Raw genomic sequence first — 16,859 nt, forward strand, 5'->3', positions numbered from 1 at the left:
ATGGCTCGACTTAAAACAACAACAAAAAGTTTACTCGCTGTAGGCATCGTAACTGCTATCTGGATGTCATCCTCATCAGTAGCGTTCGCTAGTAATGGCCTACAATCAGAAATGGATAAATTATTCAATGAAATGAGCAACGCAACTCCCCCTGGTGTTTATGAAAGCCAACGACGTGGTGTTATAGCTGGTGGCCGGTTTACAACAAAAACAAGAATATTTGATGAAAATTTAGTTAGCTTTGCTCCCCCTTCATGGAAAGCCGGATGCGGTGGCGTAGATCTATTCGGAGGCTCCCTATCCTTCATTAATGCAGATCAGATTGTTCAGCTTCTCCGAGCTGTCGCAGCTAACGCAAAAGGGTATGCATTCCAGTTGGCTTTGGATAATGTTTTTCCAGATGGTGCTAAGTGGATAGAAAACTTCCAGAAAAAAGTACAAGCACTCAACCAGCACCTGGGGAACACTTGTCAACTTTCTCAAGGGATCGTAAATGATTTAGTCAGCGGGATGGATATAAAACACAAAACGGATGCATCAATAAAAGCTACGACTACGGGCCTCTTTGAGGATTTCTTCGGTTCAAAACAAGAAACTAGTGGAAAGAGTCCATTAGAGGAGCTGAAAGAAAACAAACCTGATGAATATAACAAGATGATAGGTAATATAGTTTGGAAGCAATTAAAAAGCAACAATACAAATACATGGTTCCAATACGGTGACAACACCCTTCTCGAAGCTATTATGTCATTAACTGGCACTGTTATAATTGGTGATCTTGTCAACGATCCAAACTCAAGCGGTAAAGGGGCAAAAACAACCCCAATGACAACGCTCCCAGGGAACAAAATATCTCTATCCGATCTAATCTCCGGAGCTTCTGTCGAGGTCTATTCATGTGGTGGAGACACGGAAAATTGTTTGAGTGCAGGAACAAACAATAAAACAGTAGCAATTAAAGGAATAAAAAATCAAATAGCAGATATGTTATTAGGTACAGCCACTAGACCAGGGATTATATATAAATACGCCACTAACTCAGGCACCCTTAGTGACCCAGAGAAAGCTTTTGTCTCAAACCTTCCTGGTGGGCTAGGTACAATTATCCGTAACCTATCTGTCCTATCTCAAGATGGGGCAACGATCTTTGCAACAGAGTCATCTGGCGCGATCGCTCTCGCGATGATGTATAGTTTTACCGAGGAGTTTTTCCGCGCGGCTAGGATATCTATGGCAAATAGCAAATCTCCTTATAAAAAGGAAGCACTAGATCTGCTATCCCAATCCCAAGAACAAATCCGTTCCGAATACTCCCTACTATCCTCACAATATGGTGACTTAGCGACACAAATACAAAAGTACAATGCACTATTAGAAAATATACGAAAGCAAAAATATATGCTGGCAACTTTATCCACTCCGCCAAGCACTAAGTAAAGGGACTGATTACCTATGGGACAATTTTCAATCTACTCCATCGGAGACTCTGCTTTTTTAGAGCAGATTCTGATCGCTGTCTCGATGATTACCGATACTGGTGATTTTGAGAGAATGGTCAGCATCGGTCTTCTTCTTGGCATTTTGATGATCTGCATCCAATCTGTCTTCCAAGGTGCAAAACAGATTAATTTTCAACAAATACTTGTAGGCTGGATTCTATACGCATGTTTCTTCGGGCCAACAACTACTGTAACAATCGAAGATGCATACACAGGGCAGGTGCGTGTCGTAGCGAACGTACCAATAGGTGTAGGGTTCGCTGGTGGTGTGATCTCTAATGTTGGTTATACCATCACTCATCTATTTGAAACTGGATATGGTGTTATTGTACCCAACATCACAGAAAACCACTTTTCTGAAACCCTAAAGCTACTAAACGATACCAGAAGGCGAGCTTATGATGCCGGAGTGTTAGCAGCCCTCAACCGTGCATCTGGAGGCGGCTATGTAGACATCAGACGGTCATGGAATAACTATATTCGTGAATGTACTTTGACAAAGATCGATCTGAATATTACATCACTCGAAGATATCATGACTCTTCCTATTGATGCTGCCTTACGCTTTGAATCTAAGCTATATGGGACCAGGCTATACTTATCGCCAGCGATTCCGGACGGAGTTGACTACTCATGTACAGACGGCTGGGTTGCATTAAGTGCAGCTACCGCAAATCTGAACAGTCCCTTCGTTATTAATACACTCAACAGCATACTCGGGATAGATACATCTACTGGGAACACTGCACTATCAAAACTTACAAACTCTCTTGAAGCTCTAGGGGCAACTACAACGTCATCTTTAGAGTATCTCAAGACTGCAATTCTAGAACCTCTCTACAATGAAGCTGCATCTGGCCGTTACCAAGATTTGCAAGACTACAGCTCGGCATTAATGATCAACCAAGCAATTCAGCAAAGAAATACACAATGGGCAGCGGAGCAAACTATGTTTATGACTGTAGTTCGCCCTATGCTGACATTTTTTGAAGGCTTTATTTATGCGATCACACCTATTATTGCTTTTATCATCGTAATGGGTAGTTTTGGGCTTCAACTGGCTGGAAAATATGTACAAACCATTCTATGGATTCAGTTATGGATGCCAGTGCTCTCTATCATCAACCTATTTGTACATACCGCTGCATCCAATAGTATGGCAAGCCTTAGTGCATCAGGGCTCAACTCCATGTACGCGCTATCAAAAACGGGTGATGAACTGCAACACTGGATTGCGACGGGAGGAATGCTTGCGGCTGCCACACCTGTAATATCCCTATTCATAGTGACAGGTAGCACCTACGCCTTTACTAGCCTAGCTTCACGAATCAATGGCGCAGACCATGTGGATGAAAAAATGCAAACACCTGATCTACTCAAGCAGGGATCAGTCATGGAGAGTCAACCAGCCTACAAACATAATCAATTTAGTGGAGTGATGGCATCAGGTGCAGAGGGGATGATCGGGAAATTATCCATAGGCTCAACACTAAGCTCTGGTGTGAGCTCTGCACAAGCACTACAAACTCAAAAATCAGAGGCATTCCAAAGCACTCTTAGCCGCGGGTTATCCGATGGAGTTAGCCAAGATCAAGCCTACTCAAGGTTATCCAATATAGGACGTAGTATTGCCTCACAAAACACATCGCAAAGTCAGTTGGTCAATCAACAAACCAAAAGTTTTATGGATAAATTCCAAGTTAATGACTCTCACGCTGATGCTGTAAGAGGAATCGTAGCTGCACAAGCCTCTGGCTCTATTGATGCAGTTCAGGCCGCAAAAATGCTAATGCCTTTAGCCGGTAAGGCCGCATCAGTCGCATCCGGTGGCTCACCAGTAAGCCTCAAAGGAGGTGTCACAGGTGCATCAGAATCCTCCTCCCAGGATGGGACCACGTACTCTGCTGATAGTATTAGCCAATACATGAAGGGTATGAACTTTTCACAGGCAGACTCTCAATCACTTACCAATCAACTGGCTCAAAGCTTTAGTCGCTCAGGAGGAGAGTCATTTAAACATACATGGGGAGATACACTCTCCAAGAACCTATCATCATCAGCATCCGAACTTGTCTCAGCTAGCAATACATACACAACGATGAGCCAACTGCAAAATCAGATGGGATCGATGACAAATACTGACTTTAAAGCTCTGGGAGGCGCTGTATCAAAAGACCCCGCAGCAATGGGCCAACTTAACTCGTACTTCCGCAATGCAGCCCCTCAAGCTGTACGAGATGAAGCGGCCTCTTTACAACAGCGCTATCAGTCAGATGCATACGGCATGAATCATGATGTTGCTCAAGCAGCCGCCCGGCTTACAGCTATGACCAACTCCCGAAACTATGAGCCAGGGAAAGAAACCGGTGGCTATATGGCAGCACTACAAGCCATCAATACCGCATCAGGCCGTAATAACTCATACGAGGGCGATGCATACGGAAATCAAGGTATACAAGGGCCTCATTCGTCAGGAGTAACAGGTGAAGTACAAACTGCTATTGGTAACGGCCCCAACCTTGCTCCAGGATTCAGAGAGCAAACATCAACTATCGCAAATACTAACCCCGAGTCAGAAGCAAGTCAGTTACCCAGCAATAGTCATTTAGTTCAAGACAATAATGCGGCTGGTACATCTAGGATGAATACTCATGCACAACAGCAAGAGCAAGAATTCTCGGCACCTTATCAGCAAAGAGCTCAAAACAACTTGATAAACTCTCTACCTAAAATGTCCATGAGTGCCTCAGGATGGGGAGCATGGGATAACTCTTCGGATTGGTTGAACCGTAAAGCTGAACAAGCTGGTGGTGCCTTGGTCACAGGAGGTAAAGCCGGTGTCGATACATTCAATCAAGCTATGGGTCAGTTACGCAGCATGACGCCTGAGCAACGAGATAAATTTATTGAGGCTACCAAACAGAGTGATGAGGCGGTTAGACAAGAGTTTGGCAATGCTGGGGGAGCTGTAGTTGGAATGGCAAAACTTGGGCGTAATATCGTAGGTGCAGCAGCAAGTGGCTATAGCGCAGCCAAGGAATGGTTAACTGGAGAGTCTGATTTATCAGCCGCAGCAAAAGGAATGAGTATGGAAGAAAGAGGAGCATTTTATGCAGCCGCTTTCAAATCAGCCTCAGAAGCTGGAGGGGCATCAGCCCAGCAGTTTATGACGCAATATGGAGCTGAATTCAAAGATACTATGCGATCCATAGCGCAGGATCGCTATGGCCTAACACCGACTCAGGCCGCCGTCTATGCAGAGTCATACGATACTGATAAAGACAGAATGGCCCAGGCAGTACAAAACCTAAAAATGGAGTATGCCGAACGTAACCCCGATGGCTCCCCAATGATGCAAGGAGGTCGTCCAGTTCTATCAGAACACTCTGAGGAGTTTACTGATAAGTTGGTTAATGCCTTACAAAACTCGACTGATGCTGGAGACCGATCCGGTAGTTACCTAACACCTATACGTGGTTATAACATCTCAAATCAAAGATTCTGATCAGAAGACTGGAAGTGGGAAGGTCTTCCCACTTCCTAATCATCACCGATACCGACTCCTCCATGTAAACCAAAGCGACTTCTCGTTGAGATGTCAGTAGATAGCGCATACAAGTCCTCATCATCTTCACGTGATGAGGGCTGTTTGGTGTACTCCGCTTTTGTGCGTAGGAGCTTTCTAATAAACAGAAAGACCAAAAAGGCACATAGAATACCAATAGCAACTTGCCATTGAAGATAGGTAATCCCTAGCCAAAAAAGCCCCGCAGCCCACTTACTTTTATGCACAAAGAGCAGAAAACGTCCCCCCCAGAATATCACTGGGATCATCATTATGATCACCCCCCAACGGGTGTCTCCCATCATCACAATACCAAGCGGGATCATAAACGCGAGAAGCATATTCAGGGAAACAGTGGTGATTAACTTCATAATGCCCTCCTTTTTGTTTAAGTTTAACACAGCATCAAAAAATGCAACTATGAATAGGGCAAAGAATTACAAGGGAAGTCACTAGCTAGAGACATTTCAAGTACCATCAAAACTGTTTCACATGTGAAACTCTTCCCCATTATCCGAAGCTGTCACTTCTTAACAAAGCATTACATAGAATTACACTGTTGAACATGTCAACCAAATCGAATACACTAGAAACCAAGTCATAGTTTGCGCTTTGACTCCATTCTGCAAGTCGATGCAGAGTCATTTTCTGATCAAATCCTTCAACCATAAGCTCAGCATTTTGCTTTGGTTCCAGCCTGCAAAGATGCCTTCAACTGGCCTCTTTCCTGTACTTCTGATTCATTAATAACTTCCACTATAGATGGACGATTTGTATTTCCCCACCATCTACATAATCAGGCCTGATCGTGCATCATCCACATCAGCCCCTTTCTGTATCACATAACTACACCTAATATTTCACAATTATTACAGCTAGAAATTGCTTGAAGAAGCCACATCTAGCAAACCATAGACGTAAGCCGAACATTTCCATAAACGGACGAACAATAAGTCAAATTAATGGCTTTAACGGCTACTTATTCCAACTGCAAAAGAACTTCATTTTTTGCACTTGATTACTATCAACTAAGTAAATCACAAACCCCTATTTTACTGATAGTAATTACACAATTCCTGTATTTCACATCTATCTTATTGATTAATAAAACATTGCAGGATTGTTCTACCGTAACATAGTTAATTCCATGTTTTTAAAGAATTTATTCTATTGACAGCATCATATTATGGACTTATAAATGTAAAAATATGTCATTTTATGACAATCATAGATCTCTAAAAGAGACGCAAAAAAACTTCACTTTTTAGCACCAGAAACCACCTTTCACACCTGGACAGGTGTGCTGTTTTTGATTTTTCAGTTACGAAAAAGGAGTCATCAGAGATGAGTAATACCTTGGTTGGTGAGCTTCCAAGTGACCCAAACGAAAAGCGAGAGTGGATAAAGTACAACCTAAAAATTAATGGGATGACTTTGGCGTCCCTGGCAAGGCAACACCAAACATCTCGCCAAGTGTTATCAAGAGCTCTCTATAAGCAAAACCCTAGATGGGAGCACGAAATAGCCAAAGCATTGGGTACAAAACCGACACAGCTATGGCCTGAACGATATGACGTACAAAATGGTATGCCAAAGAAGGAGACAACCTGATGAATACAAAAATAAAATCACTGGTTCTTTCTCTGCTTTTTTTGTCATCAGCTACAAATGCTATTGACTTACAAGGAACCATTTTTGACAAGGCAGCTAAAAAATATGGGATAGATCCACTCATTATCTACTCAGTTTCGTTAGCTGAGTCAGCCTCAGGGCGAGGGAATGACTCTATTAGCCCGTGGCCGTGGACGCTCCGAGTTCCGGATGCTCCCTATTACGAAAAGTCGGAAGAAAAAGCTAAAGAGAGACTCGTAGAGCTAATCCGTCTTTATGGGGGCCGTATTGATGTCGGTTTCATGCAAGTAAATCTGCGTTGGAATGGGCATAGAGTTTCCTCCCCTACAGACCTTCTGAATCCAGAAACAAATGTAATGATCGGAAGTGAGGTGCTCTCCGAAGCAATAAAATCATCACCAAGTGATTTGGAGCTTGGTATCGGGCGATATCACTCCTGGAACGATGAGGCTAGAGCTCGAAACTACGGCAGTCGAATACTGGCTATCTACCGTAACCTTCGTGATCTGTAAGGAGGATATCGTGGAACTTCTAGAGCAGAATATCATCGAGGCCTCTGCATTCAAGGCTGTACAAGTTACAGAGCAAGAAGTAGATAGAAATGTCTACGAGTTCGATATGAACTTGTGGAGTTTGCTATGTACTTTAGCAAAAGAAAACCCAGTGGAGGCGGCAACTCAGTTCTGCATCGGGATGGATATTGCTGAACGGCTTGCTCAGGCTACTCATAGCCAAATATGTGCTCTAGCATCTGGTGTAGTCTTATCTTTTAGATTAGAGACCCCCGAGCACATTCTCATTACTAGGTTAAATGAAGACTACGATCCAATGGTTTTCATTAACCAGAGAGTTGATGAGTTTGATGCAGCTTACTGGTTGCTATTTAACCGCATTGCAATTCAAGATATAGGCTTAGCAAAAGAGGTATTTGGAGTCTCCAACGAGCTTGCCGAACTAGTTGCTAAAGCAACAGATAGCCAACTACGTCATATGTCTGGCACAACATTGACCCACTTCACGCTTCGATTCTCCCCTACCATCATTGGCGAGATACTGGATCAGAACCGTGAGGACCTCACTCAACCTGTACTCAAGAAATTGCAACAATCTCTAAAAGGGAAAGGGAGATGATGAATATTGGCTCCTCAAGCATTTTAGGGCGCTGGGTCAAAGCAAGAAACATGGCTCTATCTGGTTACATTTCAAAAATAATCACTATTGAAACGGGGTTAACCTATAAGCAAGTAAGAAGACTTTGCAAGGATCTTGAGCGAGATGGTTTCTCTATCGAGAGGAAATCGAGAGCTGTCCGAGGTGGAGCAACCATCATTCAAAGCAATAATGACAAAATACAAGCATCAATATTAATGCAGCTATATTGTAACATTGGTACAATTGCCATTGTTACTCGCTCCATAGAAATTGCAGCTTTGGATAAAGCTTTTCGTATTTATCATGCTATACGTGCCGAGGTCCCTGGCATGAAAGGAGCTAAATGGACTCCATTAGATATTACCGATGCCTGGTGTCTAGCATCTGAATTGCGAAGTGGGGAGGGTATGTTAGAAGAGTGTAACAAGTGCAAATGCACCTACTACACATCCGTTAATCAGCGAACAAGCGTTGACTGTCCATTCTGTAAGGAATCAACAAAGAGTGCTGACATTAACAAAAGTATTATTCTAGAGAAGGAGTGTGCTTGATTATAAATTCAGCACCACTGATAAATTAAGCGCCAAAATAAAATTTGGCGCTTAATTTTATTTTGACTTGGCGTTATGAATACGAAACCTTTCTAACTCAATATCTGTCAATCCTTTAAAGGCTTCTGGGCGGCGGCCATAGCCGCTCCATGTGATGCCATCCTTGACGTACTTTGCATTAGAACCCTCTGATTTTGATGTAAAAACCTCACTTAAAAATTCTATATCAACACCAGAGGAAATCATGTCATTCATGATTTTTTCAGCACGACTCCGCCTTTCTTTCTCATCCTCTTCACGTCTCTTGCACTCCACTTCCAGCTCATCACAAACGCCTTGCATTCTCTCTATAATTTCTCGAACTTCGCTTACAGGTAGCCCTTTGAATAGGGTGCGTATACGATGCTTTCTTTTGAGTTCAGCGATAACTAACTCTCTTCGCTCCCCCACAGATAATTGAGAAATAACCCCAGAGTCTTTCATTTATACAGAGCCCATCAGTTTATTTTTTAACGAACCGCGCTGAGAGCTTAACTTTTTATCATCCTGTGCAATCTCAGGCTGCTGCACAGTTGAGCTCGGCTGTCCGTGTCCCAAGGGGACCATATTGCCAGAAAGTCGGAGAGAATAAAGCCCCAACAATGCAAGAGCGCGTAGCCTATCACTACGCGTTTTATGCTGCATCTGGGACAGCTCATGATAGAGCTCCGGGAACGATTGTTCGGATATATTCAAATTCGATATTTTTCCATCCCATTTGCCATCACTCACCGCAACCCCCTATACATCAGCCACAAAACCAGAAACCTCTCGCATTTGCTGCAACCGAGTCATCTGGCAAGATGATCCGGCTCTTAGGAAAAAGCTCCTTCGCAGCCTCTCTGTATGCCTCCGCACCCCCACCAGCTAAAAGCACTACGTCAGCATCCATCCCATCCTCTCGCATAGACGAACGCATTGGAATGAGAGCACTCTGAGCTACCTGGATAGAGGCTTTCTTGAAATAATCCGTGATTGATACTTTCTCACCATACAAAAAAATCTCCTGCTTACCCGCTCGGATAGCCTTCTCGATTTTCTCAATGCCTGGAGCCCCACCATGATCTGCACGAATCAAAAGATTAGTCTCCTGTAACAGGACTGACATAGCCTTGAGACTTGTACCCGACGAGTGATAGCGAACTTCTCCCTCTTCAAGCGCCACCCAATCAACAGAGAAAAAACCAGGGTCAATAACAATGGTTTTACCCCCTTGAATGATTTCAAGTAGCTCTTCATCCGAGGTTGAGTTAACCACATCCATATAAGCTCCCGCTGGCTGTGGAACAACGATCACAGATTTCACTGCAACGCTCCGCTTAGGAGTGATCTGATGTACCCCTTCCAATCTTACTTTTAGCGCATCTCGCAGCTCAGCTTTCATGTACTGATCAACCGGAAGCCCTGTCACTAAAACATCAATCTCCTTCTGCTCAGATAGCAGGAGAGCCGCATAAAATAAGGCCCGATATGGGTTAGTAGAAGGATAGTCACTATGTAACTCACGTTCCCATCCTTGTAGCCGTTCTGGTTCAACACCGGCAACCCATTGCTCATTATCAATCATGACTTGAATGCAGCTATCCGTTGCTGCTCCTCCAATTAGGGGTCAGTTTGGATATCGAAAATTATTGTACGTTAAGGTTATTTTTTGACCTGCCTAATTTAGCTGGCCTCAGCCGACGAAACTTACCGGCTGACGGTATCCGGTTGCTTTTCCATATATAATCGCCTGTCAGATTGATGTGTTCCCAGCCTAGCGGGGACAAATGCGACAGCAGTTGCTCGTTGATCTTCACTCCCTTACGCTTCAGAGCATCGACAGCTCTTTCCATATAGACGGTATTCCACAGGGATATGGCAGCTGTCAGGAGCGTCAGTCCACTGGCGCGATAGCTCTGATTTTCCGGTTTTCGGTCCCTGATTTCTCCCAGCCGGTGCATAAATACCGCTCGCGCCAGCGCGTTACGGGCTTCACCTTTATTCAGCCCCGCCTGTACCCGCCGACGCAGTGCAGGATCGCGGAACCAGTCGAGCATAAACAGAGTTCGTTCAATACGGCCAATTTCTCTCAGTGCTTTGGCCAGCCCGTTTTGCTTGGGGTAGCTGGCAAGCTTTTTCAGCATCAGGGATGCCGTCACGGTTCCCTGCTTTATCGAGGTTGCCAGACGCAGCACTTCACGCCAGTGAATATCGATCTCTTTCAGATTCAGGCTGGTTGTTGATATCAGTGACTGAAGCGCCGGGTACTGGCCTGCTTTCCCTTTGATAAATAGCTTCTTGTCGTGGAGATCCCTGATTCGCGGACAGAACGCAAATCCCAGCAGATGCATCAGGGCAAAGACATGATCGGTGAAACCCGCTGTATCGGTGTAATGCTCCCTGATTTCCAGGTCGCTTTCGTGGTACAGCAAGCCATCGAGCACATGGGTTGAATCTCTGACCCGACTGATTATGCAGGTGTAAAACGGGCTGTATTGATCCGAAATATGGGTATAAAACTGACGTCCGGGCTCCTGCCCGTATTTCGGGTTAACCTGCCCTGCGTAGCGGCCTGATCTGCCTGTTCTGAAATTCTGTCCATCTGATGATGATGTTGTCCCGTCTCCCCAGAATGCCGCCAGCGGCCTTTTCCCCTGCGCGTTTACCAGCTCTGCAAGGGCTGCTGAATAGGTTTCGTCGCGGATGTACCATGCCTGAATATCTTCGAGTGATGATTTGGTGCTACCGGGGCAGGCTTCCGCCATTTTGGTCAGGCCAAGATTGATGCCATCCGCAAGAATGGTGGTGAGAAGCAGGCGGATATCGGGACGGGTAATGTCAGTTTTTATATGCGAAAAATGTCGGGTAAACGTCGTCCAGCTGTTTACCTCATCGAGAATTTCCGTGATTTTAGGGCGCGGTAGCATGCTGTAAACCAGCTCTGCCAGCGGTGAAACCTGCACCGGAACGCTGTTATCCAGCGGAGAGACTTTTACGCCCCTGTAAGATATTTCCACATCGGGCAGTTCACCAAGGGCAGCCATGGCATTGACCTCTTCAAGCCTGGACTGAAGCAGGGTCATACGGCTGGTAATGTACTCATGATAATCAGCAGATACGGGAAGTGGCAGCGCCGGTGTGAGTTTGTCAAAGTCCTTTTCGGGAATGAGGTAATCATCAAAATTTTTGTAGCGGCGTGAGCCTTTAACCCAGATGTCCCCGGAACGCAACGCCCCCTTAAGCTCGCTGAGCGCACAAAATTCATAGTACTGCCGGTCAATACCCGCAGGTGTAATTACCACCTTGCGCCAACTTTCTGGGACAAACTCAAGCGGCGCGGTGGCCGGAACTTTACGTGACTGCTTCCGGTACATATCCTTGATCACAACCAGCGCATCAGCCAGAGGTTGCGCTGCCGGAGTTGCGATTAACTGTAAAGCTGACAACATGCGCGGGGCATATTTCCGTAATGTGCTGTATTTCTCGGTAATAATATGCAGCGGGTCAAAATTATTTTTTCTGGCGAGATGGCGTGTTTCCTCCAGACTGGCGACAAATTCAGGCCATGGGAGTATGTTTTCTATTGCGAGCCATGGATCTCCCCCGGAATCACGGGCATCAGACAGCGCCTGACCGACATTGATGTACTGCCTCAGTTTTGACTGGATCAGCTTTCCGGTCTGCTGAAGGCGCTCAGCCTGTGTTCTTTTGGCTTTGCTGAAAAGGCTGTTCAGCATTCGCTCATGCAACTCAATCACTTCGTCTGTCAGTGTGGCTCTGGCTTCTTCCAGCACGCACACCAGGATCGCATGACGCCGGGCTGCTGAAAATCGGGTCAAATCCCGGCTGCTCATCTTTCGGCCTTCCCGCGCCAGTTTCAGCAACCGGTTCTGGTGAATGGTACGATCTATACCTTCCGGTAATGCCAGCGATTCAATGCTACTGAGCCGATCAAGGTGTTGCAGCACGTTCTTACCATTGATTTTACCCGGAGGTTGCAGAAGCCATGTCAGCCTGGAAGACTGATTATCCGATGACTCAAGTAAACAATCCAGAGCATCCCTGTGAGCCGGAGTTAACGGGGCATTCAGGGTCTGAAACACGATTTTATCGCCGCCTGCCATGGCCTCAGCACAGGAACGCTCCACGACATCAATCGAGGGGATTATCACGTTGTTCTGCCGGAGCCAGACCAGTAGTTCTTCGGCCAGGAGAATACCTTTATCGGTGCGCGTCGCCATCGGCAGCAGGTGTGTAATACAGTCCTGCTGTATTTTGCCGGTGAACGCTTTTAAGCCAAGATAGCGGTACAGTTCGGTTAAATGTTCGCGTCGCGTGGTTTCCCTGCCGGAAAGGTAAGCTGGCCAGAGATCCCCGGTAAGTTTTAGCCTGCTGGCGATATGCTTCAGCAGCGCATCAGAGGGAGGGATTTTTTTATCCGGGGTAAAGCCGACATTTTTCAGATAGCAAAGAAGGACGGCAAAACCAAAACGGCTGGCAGGTTTACGGTGGGCACTGATAAGTGCCAGATCATGTTCACTGAAATACGCCATCCGGGTCAGCGTTAACTCTTCGTCCGGTAATGCCAGTAATGATTCTCTTTCCGACAGAGAAAGAATCTGCCTCCTTGCCATATAGTTTCCCTCGTAAATTATCCGATGCGGTATTTTTAACAGAAATGCTTATCGCATAAGGGTACACCCTGACGCCATATTCAAAACGTGACGGCACACGATGAATGACATAACCTATATGCGATAGATTAAATGCAATAACTTAAATGCGATAACGTGGTGGAAAAATGTTCATCAGAGCTTATTTAAGGGCATCGACGGAAGATCAGTTCGCCGATCGGGCAAAAGAGATGCTGGAGCAGTTTGTTCAGGAGCGGGGACATAAAATAGCCAGTTACTACCGGGAGAACATCAGCGGTACAAAACTTGACCGCCCGGAACTGGGGCGCTTACTGATGGACAGTCACCGCAATGATATTTTACTGGTCGAGCAGATAGACCGTCTGACCCGTCTGAGCAACAGCGACTGGATGACGCTGAAAAAGCAAATCGAGCAACACGAGCTGCGGATTGTCAGCCTCGATGTACCCACCTCATGGCAGGCGCTGTCAGATAAAGATCCTTCGCAGGCTGACCCAATCACCCGCGCCGTGATAACCGCCATCAATAATATGCTTATCGACCTGATGGCCTCGATGTCGCATAAGGACTGGCTGAGCCGCCGCCATCGGCAGAAGCAGGGAATTGAACGGGCACATACGCTGGGAAAATACCGGGGCAAACAGGCCGATCAGGAACGACATAAGAAAGTTCTGTATTACCGACAGGTCAAGAAACTGAGCATAAGAGAAACTGCTGAAGCCACCGGTTACAGCACATCTCAGGTCTGCAGGATTCAGGCCCTGTTCAGGCCTGAAAATTAAGCACATTTTCTGAGGCTGGAAATCAACTCATGCTGACAGCCTGAGCCTGTTGGCATGGTAAGCAATGTGCTCACCAATAAAGCTGGAAATGAAATAATAGCTGTGGTCGTAACCAGTATGATATCGGAATGATGTGTTGATGTTCATCTCGTTGCACACTCTTTCAAGACTTTTAGTGCGTAACTGATCTTCATAAAAGGCGTCACTTAATCCCTGGTCAATAAAAATTTCTGGTAATTTCGCACCCTGTAAAATGAGACTGACGGGATCGTAGTGCTCCCACGTTTTTTTATTTTCACCCAGGTACGCGGTGAATGCCTGTTGTCCCCATGGCACCTGAGAAGGTGACACTATTGGTGAAAATGCCGATACACTCACATATTCATCAGGATTTCGCAGCGACAGAACCAGCGCTCCCAGCCCCCCCATGGAGTGACCGGATATTGATTTCCTTGATGTTACAGGTAAATGCTCCATGACAACATCCGGAAGCTCATGGAGAATATAGTCATACATCCTGTAATGCGTGTTCCACGGATGTTCCGTCGCGTTCAGATAAAATCCGGCACCCTGGCCCAGATCGTAGCTGTCAGCATCTGCGACATGCTCTCCACGGGGACTGGTATCAGGAACAACGACGATGATGTTGTTCCTGGCGGCATAATGCTGCATACCCGATTTGGTGATGAAATTCTGCTCCGTACAGGTCAGACCCGAGAGCCAGTACAGGACCGGCAGTTTTTCTGTTGCTGCTTTGGGGGGAAGATAAACACCGAAATTCATCCCACAATTAAGTGTTTGTGAATTATGGCGGTATACGTTTTGCCAGCCGCCAGCGCTGGCATGCTGCTCGATGAGTTCCATCAGCCTCTGTCTCATGGTTATTTCCCCTGACAGGGAGTCAGGGGAAGTCTCTTTATAGCCGGACGTCAGATGAACGTATAAGCCGTGATTTTGTTACCCGCAGGGTCTCGCAGGTAGGCTGCATAGGCTCCAGGGAGATGGCTGCGCGGGCCAGGCTGACCTTCATCTTTCCCTCCGGCGGCAAGGCCCGCGGCGTGGAAAGCATCAACTTCTTCCGGACTTGCAGCTGCAAAGCCGACAGTAACGCCGTTGGCCGATGGCGCTTCACCGTTGCCCGGATGTGCAATAATAAAGGCTGGCTTTTCGCGACCATAAAGTACCCAGCCATTGCCAAACGGGCCGAGGTTATTGATGCCAAGCGTACCGAGGACAGCATCGTAAAAATCAGCGGATTTTTCAACATCGGATGCACCGATGAAGACGTGGGAAAAAACGTCATTACCAGAAATTACAGGTGTTGCCATGATCCATTTCCTTCAGTTGGTTTGACTCAGTTAAGACGCTATCAGTAACGGATTACCGTACGGATTGATTTACCTTCATGCATAAGATCGAAGGCCTCATTGATTTCATCCAGCGTCATCGTGTGGGTAACAAATGGCTCCAGTTCAATTTCACCCTTCATGGCATCTTCTACCATGGCCGGAAGTTGCGTACGGCCTTTCACTCCGCCGAAAGCAGAACCTTTCCATACGCGCCCGGTAACGAGCTGGAATGGACGGGTGGATATCTCCTGCCCGGCGCCGGCCACGCCGATGACAATGGACTGGCCCCAGCCACGGTGAGCACTTTCCAGCGCCGCACGCATAACGTTGACGTTACCGATACATTCAAAAGTGTGGTCAATGCCCCATTTGTTGATTTCAAGCAGCACATCTTTAATCGGTTTGTCATGGTCGTTCGGGTTGATGCAGTCGGTTGCACCGAACTGACGGGCAAGTTCGAATTTGGCCGGGTTGGTGTCGATAGCGATAATGCGTCCTGCTTTTGCCTGGCGAGCCCCCTGAACGGCAGCCAGACCGATTGCGCCAAGACCAAAAATAGCGACAGAATCTCCAGGCTGTACTTTCGCTGTGTTGTGAACAGCGCCAATCCCGGTAGTCACGCCACAGCCCAGCAGGCAGACGTGTTCATGGTTTGCCTCCGGGTTAATTTTTGCCAGAGAAACCTCGGCCACTACCGTATACTCACTGAAGGTGGAGCATCCCATGTAGTGGTAAAGAGGCTGGCCATTGTAAGAAAAGCGGGTGGTTCCGTCAGGCATCAGTCCTTTTCCCTGAGTTTCGCGAACCGATACACAGAGGTTCGTTTTCCCGGACTGACAGAATTCACACTCCCCGCATTCGGCGGTGTAAAGCGGAATCACATGGTCTCCCGGCTTCACGCTGGTCACGCCTTCACCGACCTCCACGACGACACCGGCCCCTTCGTGGCCGAGAACCACCGGGAAAACGCCCTCAGGATCGTTCCCGGAGAGGGTAAAGGCATCGGTGTGGCAGACACCGGTGTGGGTATTTTTAATCAGCACCTCGCCTTTTTTAGGTGGTGCAACATCAATTTCAACAATCTCCAGGGGCTTCCCTGGTGCAAATGCAACGGCAGCACGTGATTTCATATGTAAATTATCCTCAATGTGATGGCTTAGCTATTTAAGATAGGCGCGAACCAGTTCAATCGTATCGTCAACGGATTTACTGATTTCATGGCTGTAGCTGTCATTCTGGTCAAAGGTTTCCCGTATGTGGCTCTCGAGCACCTCTGCCATAAGACCGTTAGCTGCTCCGCGAACGGCAGCTATCTGCTGAAGAATGGAACGGCATTCAGCACCATTTTCCAGCGCTCTTTCCAGAGCATCAATCTGACCCCGAATGCGGCGAACACGGGTAAGGACCTTTTTTTTCTCTTCAGGAGTACTGGGCATTATTTACCTCACCATTTTTGATTTTATATACTATAGTGGAGTATATAATTATCGTCAATGCATACTCCACTATAGTATAACTAAGAATAAACATAACTACCTTTATTTGCGATATAAATCATATATTTATATTATTTTTGGCTGTGATACTGTCGGAAGGAAAGTTACTACAAAAATGATATCTACCGATACGGGATTTGGGGCATAGGCGGTTCTG

The 16,859-nt window shown here is 46.4% G+C and carries 15 protein-coding genes and 1 pseudogene; 7 read left to right on the forward strand and 9 right to left on the reverse strand.

What is annotated here, in order from left to right; all coding sequences use genetic code 11:
• Entirely contained in the window at positions 1-1,437 is a 1,437-nt protein-coding gene (locus ETEE_RS18965; RefSeq protein WP_034164966.1) for a conjugal transfer protein TraH, read from the forward strand.
• Between the two features lie 15 nt (positions 1,438-1,452).
• A complete protein-coding gene (locus ETEE_RS18970) occupies positions 1,453-5,004 on the forward strand; it encodes a conjugal transfer protein TraG N-terminal domain-containing protein (protein ID WP_034164965.1) in 3,552 nt (1,183 codons plus the stop codon).
• Positions 5,005-5,039: 35 nt separating this feature from the next.
• Here ETEE_RS18970 and ETEE_RS18975 read toward each other — a convergent pair whose 3' ends face one another.
• Entirely contained in the window at positions 5,040-5,435 is a 396-nt protein-coding gene (locus ETEE_RS18975) for a hypothetical protein (protein ID WP_051905134.1), read from the reverse strand.
• Positions 5,436-6,408: 973 nt separating this feature from the next.
• On the opposite strand from ETEE_RS18975, the gene ETEE_RS20620 reads away from it, so the two are divergent.
• From ETEE_RS20620 to ETEE_RS20630, 4 genes are read left to right on the forward strand one after another with little or no spacing between them, the layout of a single operon-like run.
• Positions 6,409-6,675: a helix-turn-helix domain-containing protein gene (locus ETEE_RS20620; RefSeq protein ID WP_034171872.1), complete on the forward strand. Its 267-nt coding sequence runs from the start codon at positions 6,409-6,411 to the stop codon at positions 6,673-6,675.
• Positions 6,675-7,208 (forward strand): transglycosylase SLT domain-containing protein, encoded by a 534-nt coding sequence (locus tag ETEE_RS20625; RefSeq protein WP_071881960.1) that lies wholly within the window; start codon positions 6,675-6,677, stop codon positions 7,206-7,208. Before ETEE_RS20620 ends, ETEE_RS20625 begins: the two co-directional genes overlap by 1 nt.
• Positions 7,209-7,218: 10 nt before the next feature.
• Positions 7,219-7,827: a transcriptional regulator gene (locus ETEE_RS18980; protein WP_071881961.1), complete on the forward strand. Its 609-nt coding sequence runs from the start codon at positions 7,219-7,221 to the stop codon at positions 7,825-7,827.
• Positions 7,827-8,399 (forward strand): FlhC family transcriptional regulator, encoded by a 573-nt coding sequence (locus ETEE_RS20630; RefSeq protein WP_095666588.1) that lies wholly within the window; start codon positions 7,827-7,829, stop codon positions 8,397-8,399. Before ETEE_RS18980 ends, ETEE_RS20630 begins: the two co-directional genes overlap by 1 nt.
• Before the next feature lie 57 nt (positions 8,400-8,456).
• Here the strand turns inward: ETEE_RS20630 and ETEE_RS18985 are convergent, their stop codons facing one another.
• The 4 genes and pseudogenes from ETEE_RS18985 to ETEE_RS18995 form a co-directional block, all read right to left on the reverse strand.
• Positions 8,457-8,882 carry an H-NS family histone-like protein gene (locus ETEE_RS18985; RefSeq protein WP_034164964.1) on the reverse strand — a complete coding sequence of 142 codons (426 nt, stop codon included), beginning with the start codon at positions 8,880-8,882 and terminating at the stop codon, positions 8,457-8,459.
• The gene (locus ETEE_RS22150) at positions 8,883-9,170 is read right to left on the reverse strand and encodes a hypothetical protein (RefSeq protein ID WP_071881963.1); all 288 of its coding nucleotides are present in this window, start codon (positions 9,168-9,170) and stop codon (positions 8,883-8,885) included. It abuts the gene before it with no gap.
• Between the two features lie 16 nt (positions 9,171-9,186).
• Positions 9,187-10,044, reverse strand: a pseudogene (locus ETEE_RS18990) (ParM/StbA family protein); the annotation flags it as partial.
• A 22-nt stretch (positions 10,045-10,066) separates the two neighbouring features.
• Complete coding sequence (locus ETEE_RS18995; RefSeq protein WP_034164963.1) at positions 10,067-13,054, reverse strand: Tn3 family transposase; 2,988 nt, start codon at positions 13,052-13,054, stop codon at positions 10,067-10,069.
• 167 nt (positions 13,055-13,221) lie between these two features.
• On the opposite strand from ETEE_RS18995, the gene ETEE_RS19000 reads away from it, so the two are divergent.
• On the forward strand, positions 13,222-13,857 hold the full coding sequence (locus tag ETEE_RS19000; RefSeq protein WP_000470624.1) for a recombinase family protein: 636 nt from the start codon (positions 13,222-13,224) through the stop codon (positions 13,855-13,857).
• A 27-nt stretch (positions 13,858-13,884) separates the two neighbouring features.
• Here the strand turns inward: ETEE_RS19000 and fghA are convergent, their stop codons facing one another.
• The 4 genes from fghA to frmR all read right to left on the reverse strand — a co-directional run bounded on the left by fghA (position 13,885) and on the right by frmR (position 16,642).
• Entirely contained in the window at positions 13,885-14,721 is an 837-nt protein-coding gene (fghA, locus tag ETEE_RS19005) for an S-formylglutathione hydrolase (RefSeq protein WP_009652884.1), read from the reverse strand.
• A 65-nt stretch (positions 14,722-14,786) separates the two neighbouring features.
• Positions 14,787-15,185 carry a VOC family protein gene (locus tag ETEE_RS19010; RefSeq protein WP_000235177.1) on the reverse strand — a complete coding sequence of 133 codons (399 nt, stop codon included), beginning with the start codon at positions 15,183-15,185 and terminating at the stop codon, positions 14,787-14,789.
• A gap of 41 nt (positions 15,186-15,226) precedes the next feature.
• Positions 15,227-16,336 (reverse strand): S-(hydroxymethyl)glutathione dehydrogenase, encoded by a 1,110-nt coding sequence (gene frmA / locus ETEE_RS19015; RefSeq protein ID WP_000842086.1) that lies wholly within the window; start codon positions 16,334-16,336, stop codon positions 15,227-15,229.
• Positions 16,337-16,366: 30 nt separating this feature from the next.
• Complete coding sequence (gene frmR, locus ETEE_RS19020) at positions 16,367-16,642, reverse strand: formaldehyde-responsive transcriptional repressor FrmR (RefSeq protein WP_001141270.1); 276 nt, start codon at positions 16,640-16,642, stop codon at positions 16,367-16,369.
• Positions 16,643-16,859 lie beyond the last annotated feature (217 nt).

It is taken from the genome of Edwardsiella anguillarum ET080813 (assembly GCF_000264765.2).
Classification (GTDB): Bacteria; Pseudomonadota; Gammaproteobacteria; order Enterobacterales; family Enterobacteriaceae; genus Edwardsiella; species Edwardsiella anguillarum.

Bases quoted from the DNA above. Each gene is read 5' to 3' on its own strand.
- ETEE_RS18965 (WP_034164966.1), top strand. From the start codon at position 1: ATGGCTCGACTTAAAACAACAACAAAAAGTTTACTCGCTGTAGGCATC.
- ETEE_RS18970 (WP_034164965.1), top strand. From the start codon at position 1,453: ATGGGACAATTTTCAATCTACTCCATCGGAGACTCTGCTTTTTTAGAG.
- ETEE_RS18975 (WP_051905134.1), bottom strand. From the start codon at position 5,435: ATGAAGTTAATCACCACTGTTTCCCTGAATATGCTTCTCGCGTTTATG.
- ETEE_RS20620 (WP_034171872.1), top strand. From the start codon at position 6,409: ATGAGTAATACCTTGGTTGGTGAGCTTCCAAGTGACCCAAACGAAAAG.
- ETEE_RS20625 (WP_071881960.1), top strand. From the start codon at position 6,675: ATGAATACAAAAATAAAATCACTGGTTCTTTCTCTGCTTTTTTTGTCA.
- ETEE_RS20630 (WP_095666588.1), top strand. From the start codon at position 7,827: ATGAATATTGGCTCCTCAAGCATTTTAGGGCGCTGGGTCAAAGCAAGA.
- ETEE_RS18985 (WP_034164964.1), bottom strand. From the start codon at position 8,882: ATGAAAGACTCTGGGGTTATTTCTCAATTATCTGTGGGGGAGCGAAGA.
- ETEE_RS18995 (WP_034164963.1), bottom strand. From the start codon at position 13,054: ATGGCAAGGAGGCAGATTCTTTCTCTGTCGGAAAGAGAATCATTACTG.
- ETEE_RS19000 (WP_000470624.1), top strand. From the start codon at position 13,222: ATGTTCATCAGAGCTTATTTAAGGGCATCGACGGAAGATCAGTTCGCC.
- fghA (WP_009652884.1), bottom strand. From the start codon at position 14,721: ATGGAACTCATCGAGCAGCATGCCAGCGCTGGCGGCTGGCAAAACGTA.
- ETEE_RS19010 (WP_000235177.1), bottom strand. From the start codon at position 15,185: ATGGCAACACCTGTAATTTCTGGTAATGACGTTTTTTCCCACGTCTTC.
- frmA (WP_000842086.1), bottom strand. From the start codon at position 16,336: ATGAAATCACGTGCTGCCGTTGCATTTGCACCAGGGAAGCCCCTGGAG.
- frmR (WP_001141270.1), bottom strand. From the start codon at position 16,642: ATGCCCAGTACTCCTGAAGAGAAAAAAAAGGTCCTTACCCGTGTTCGC.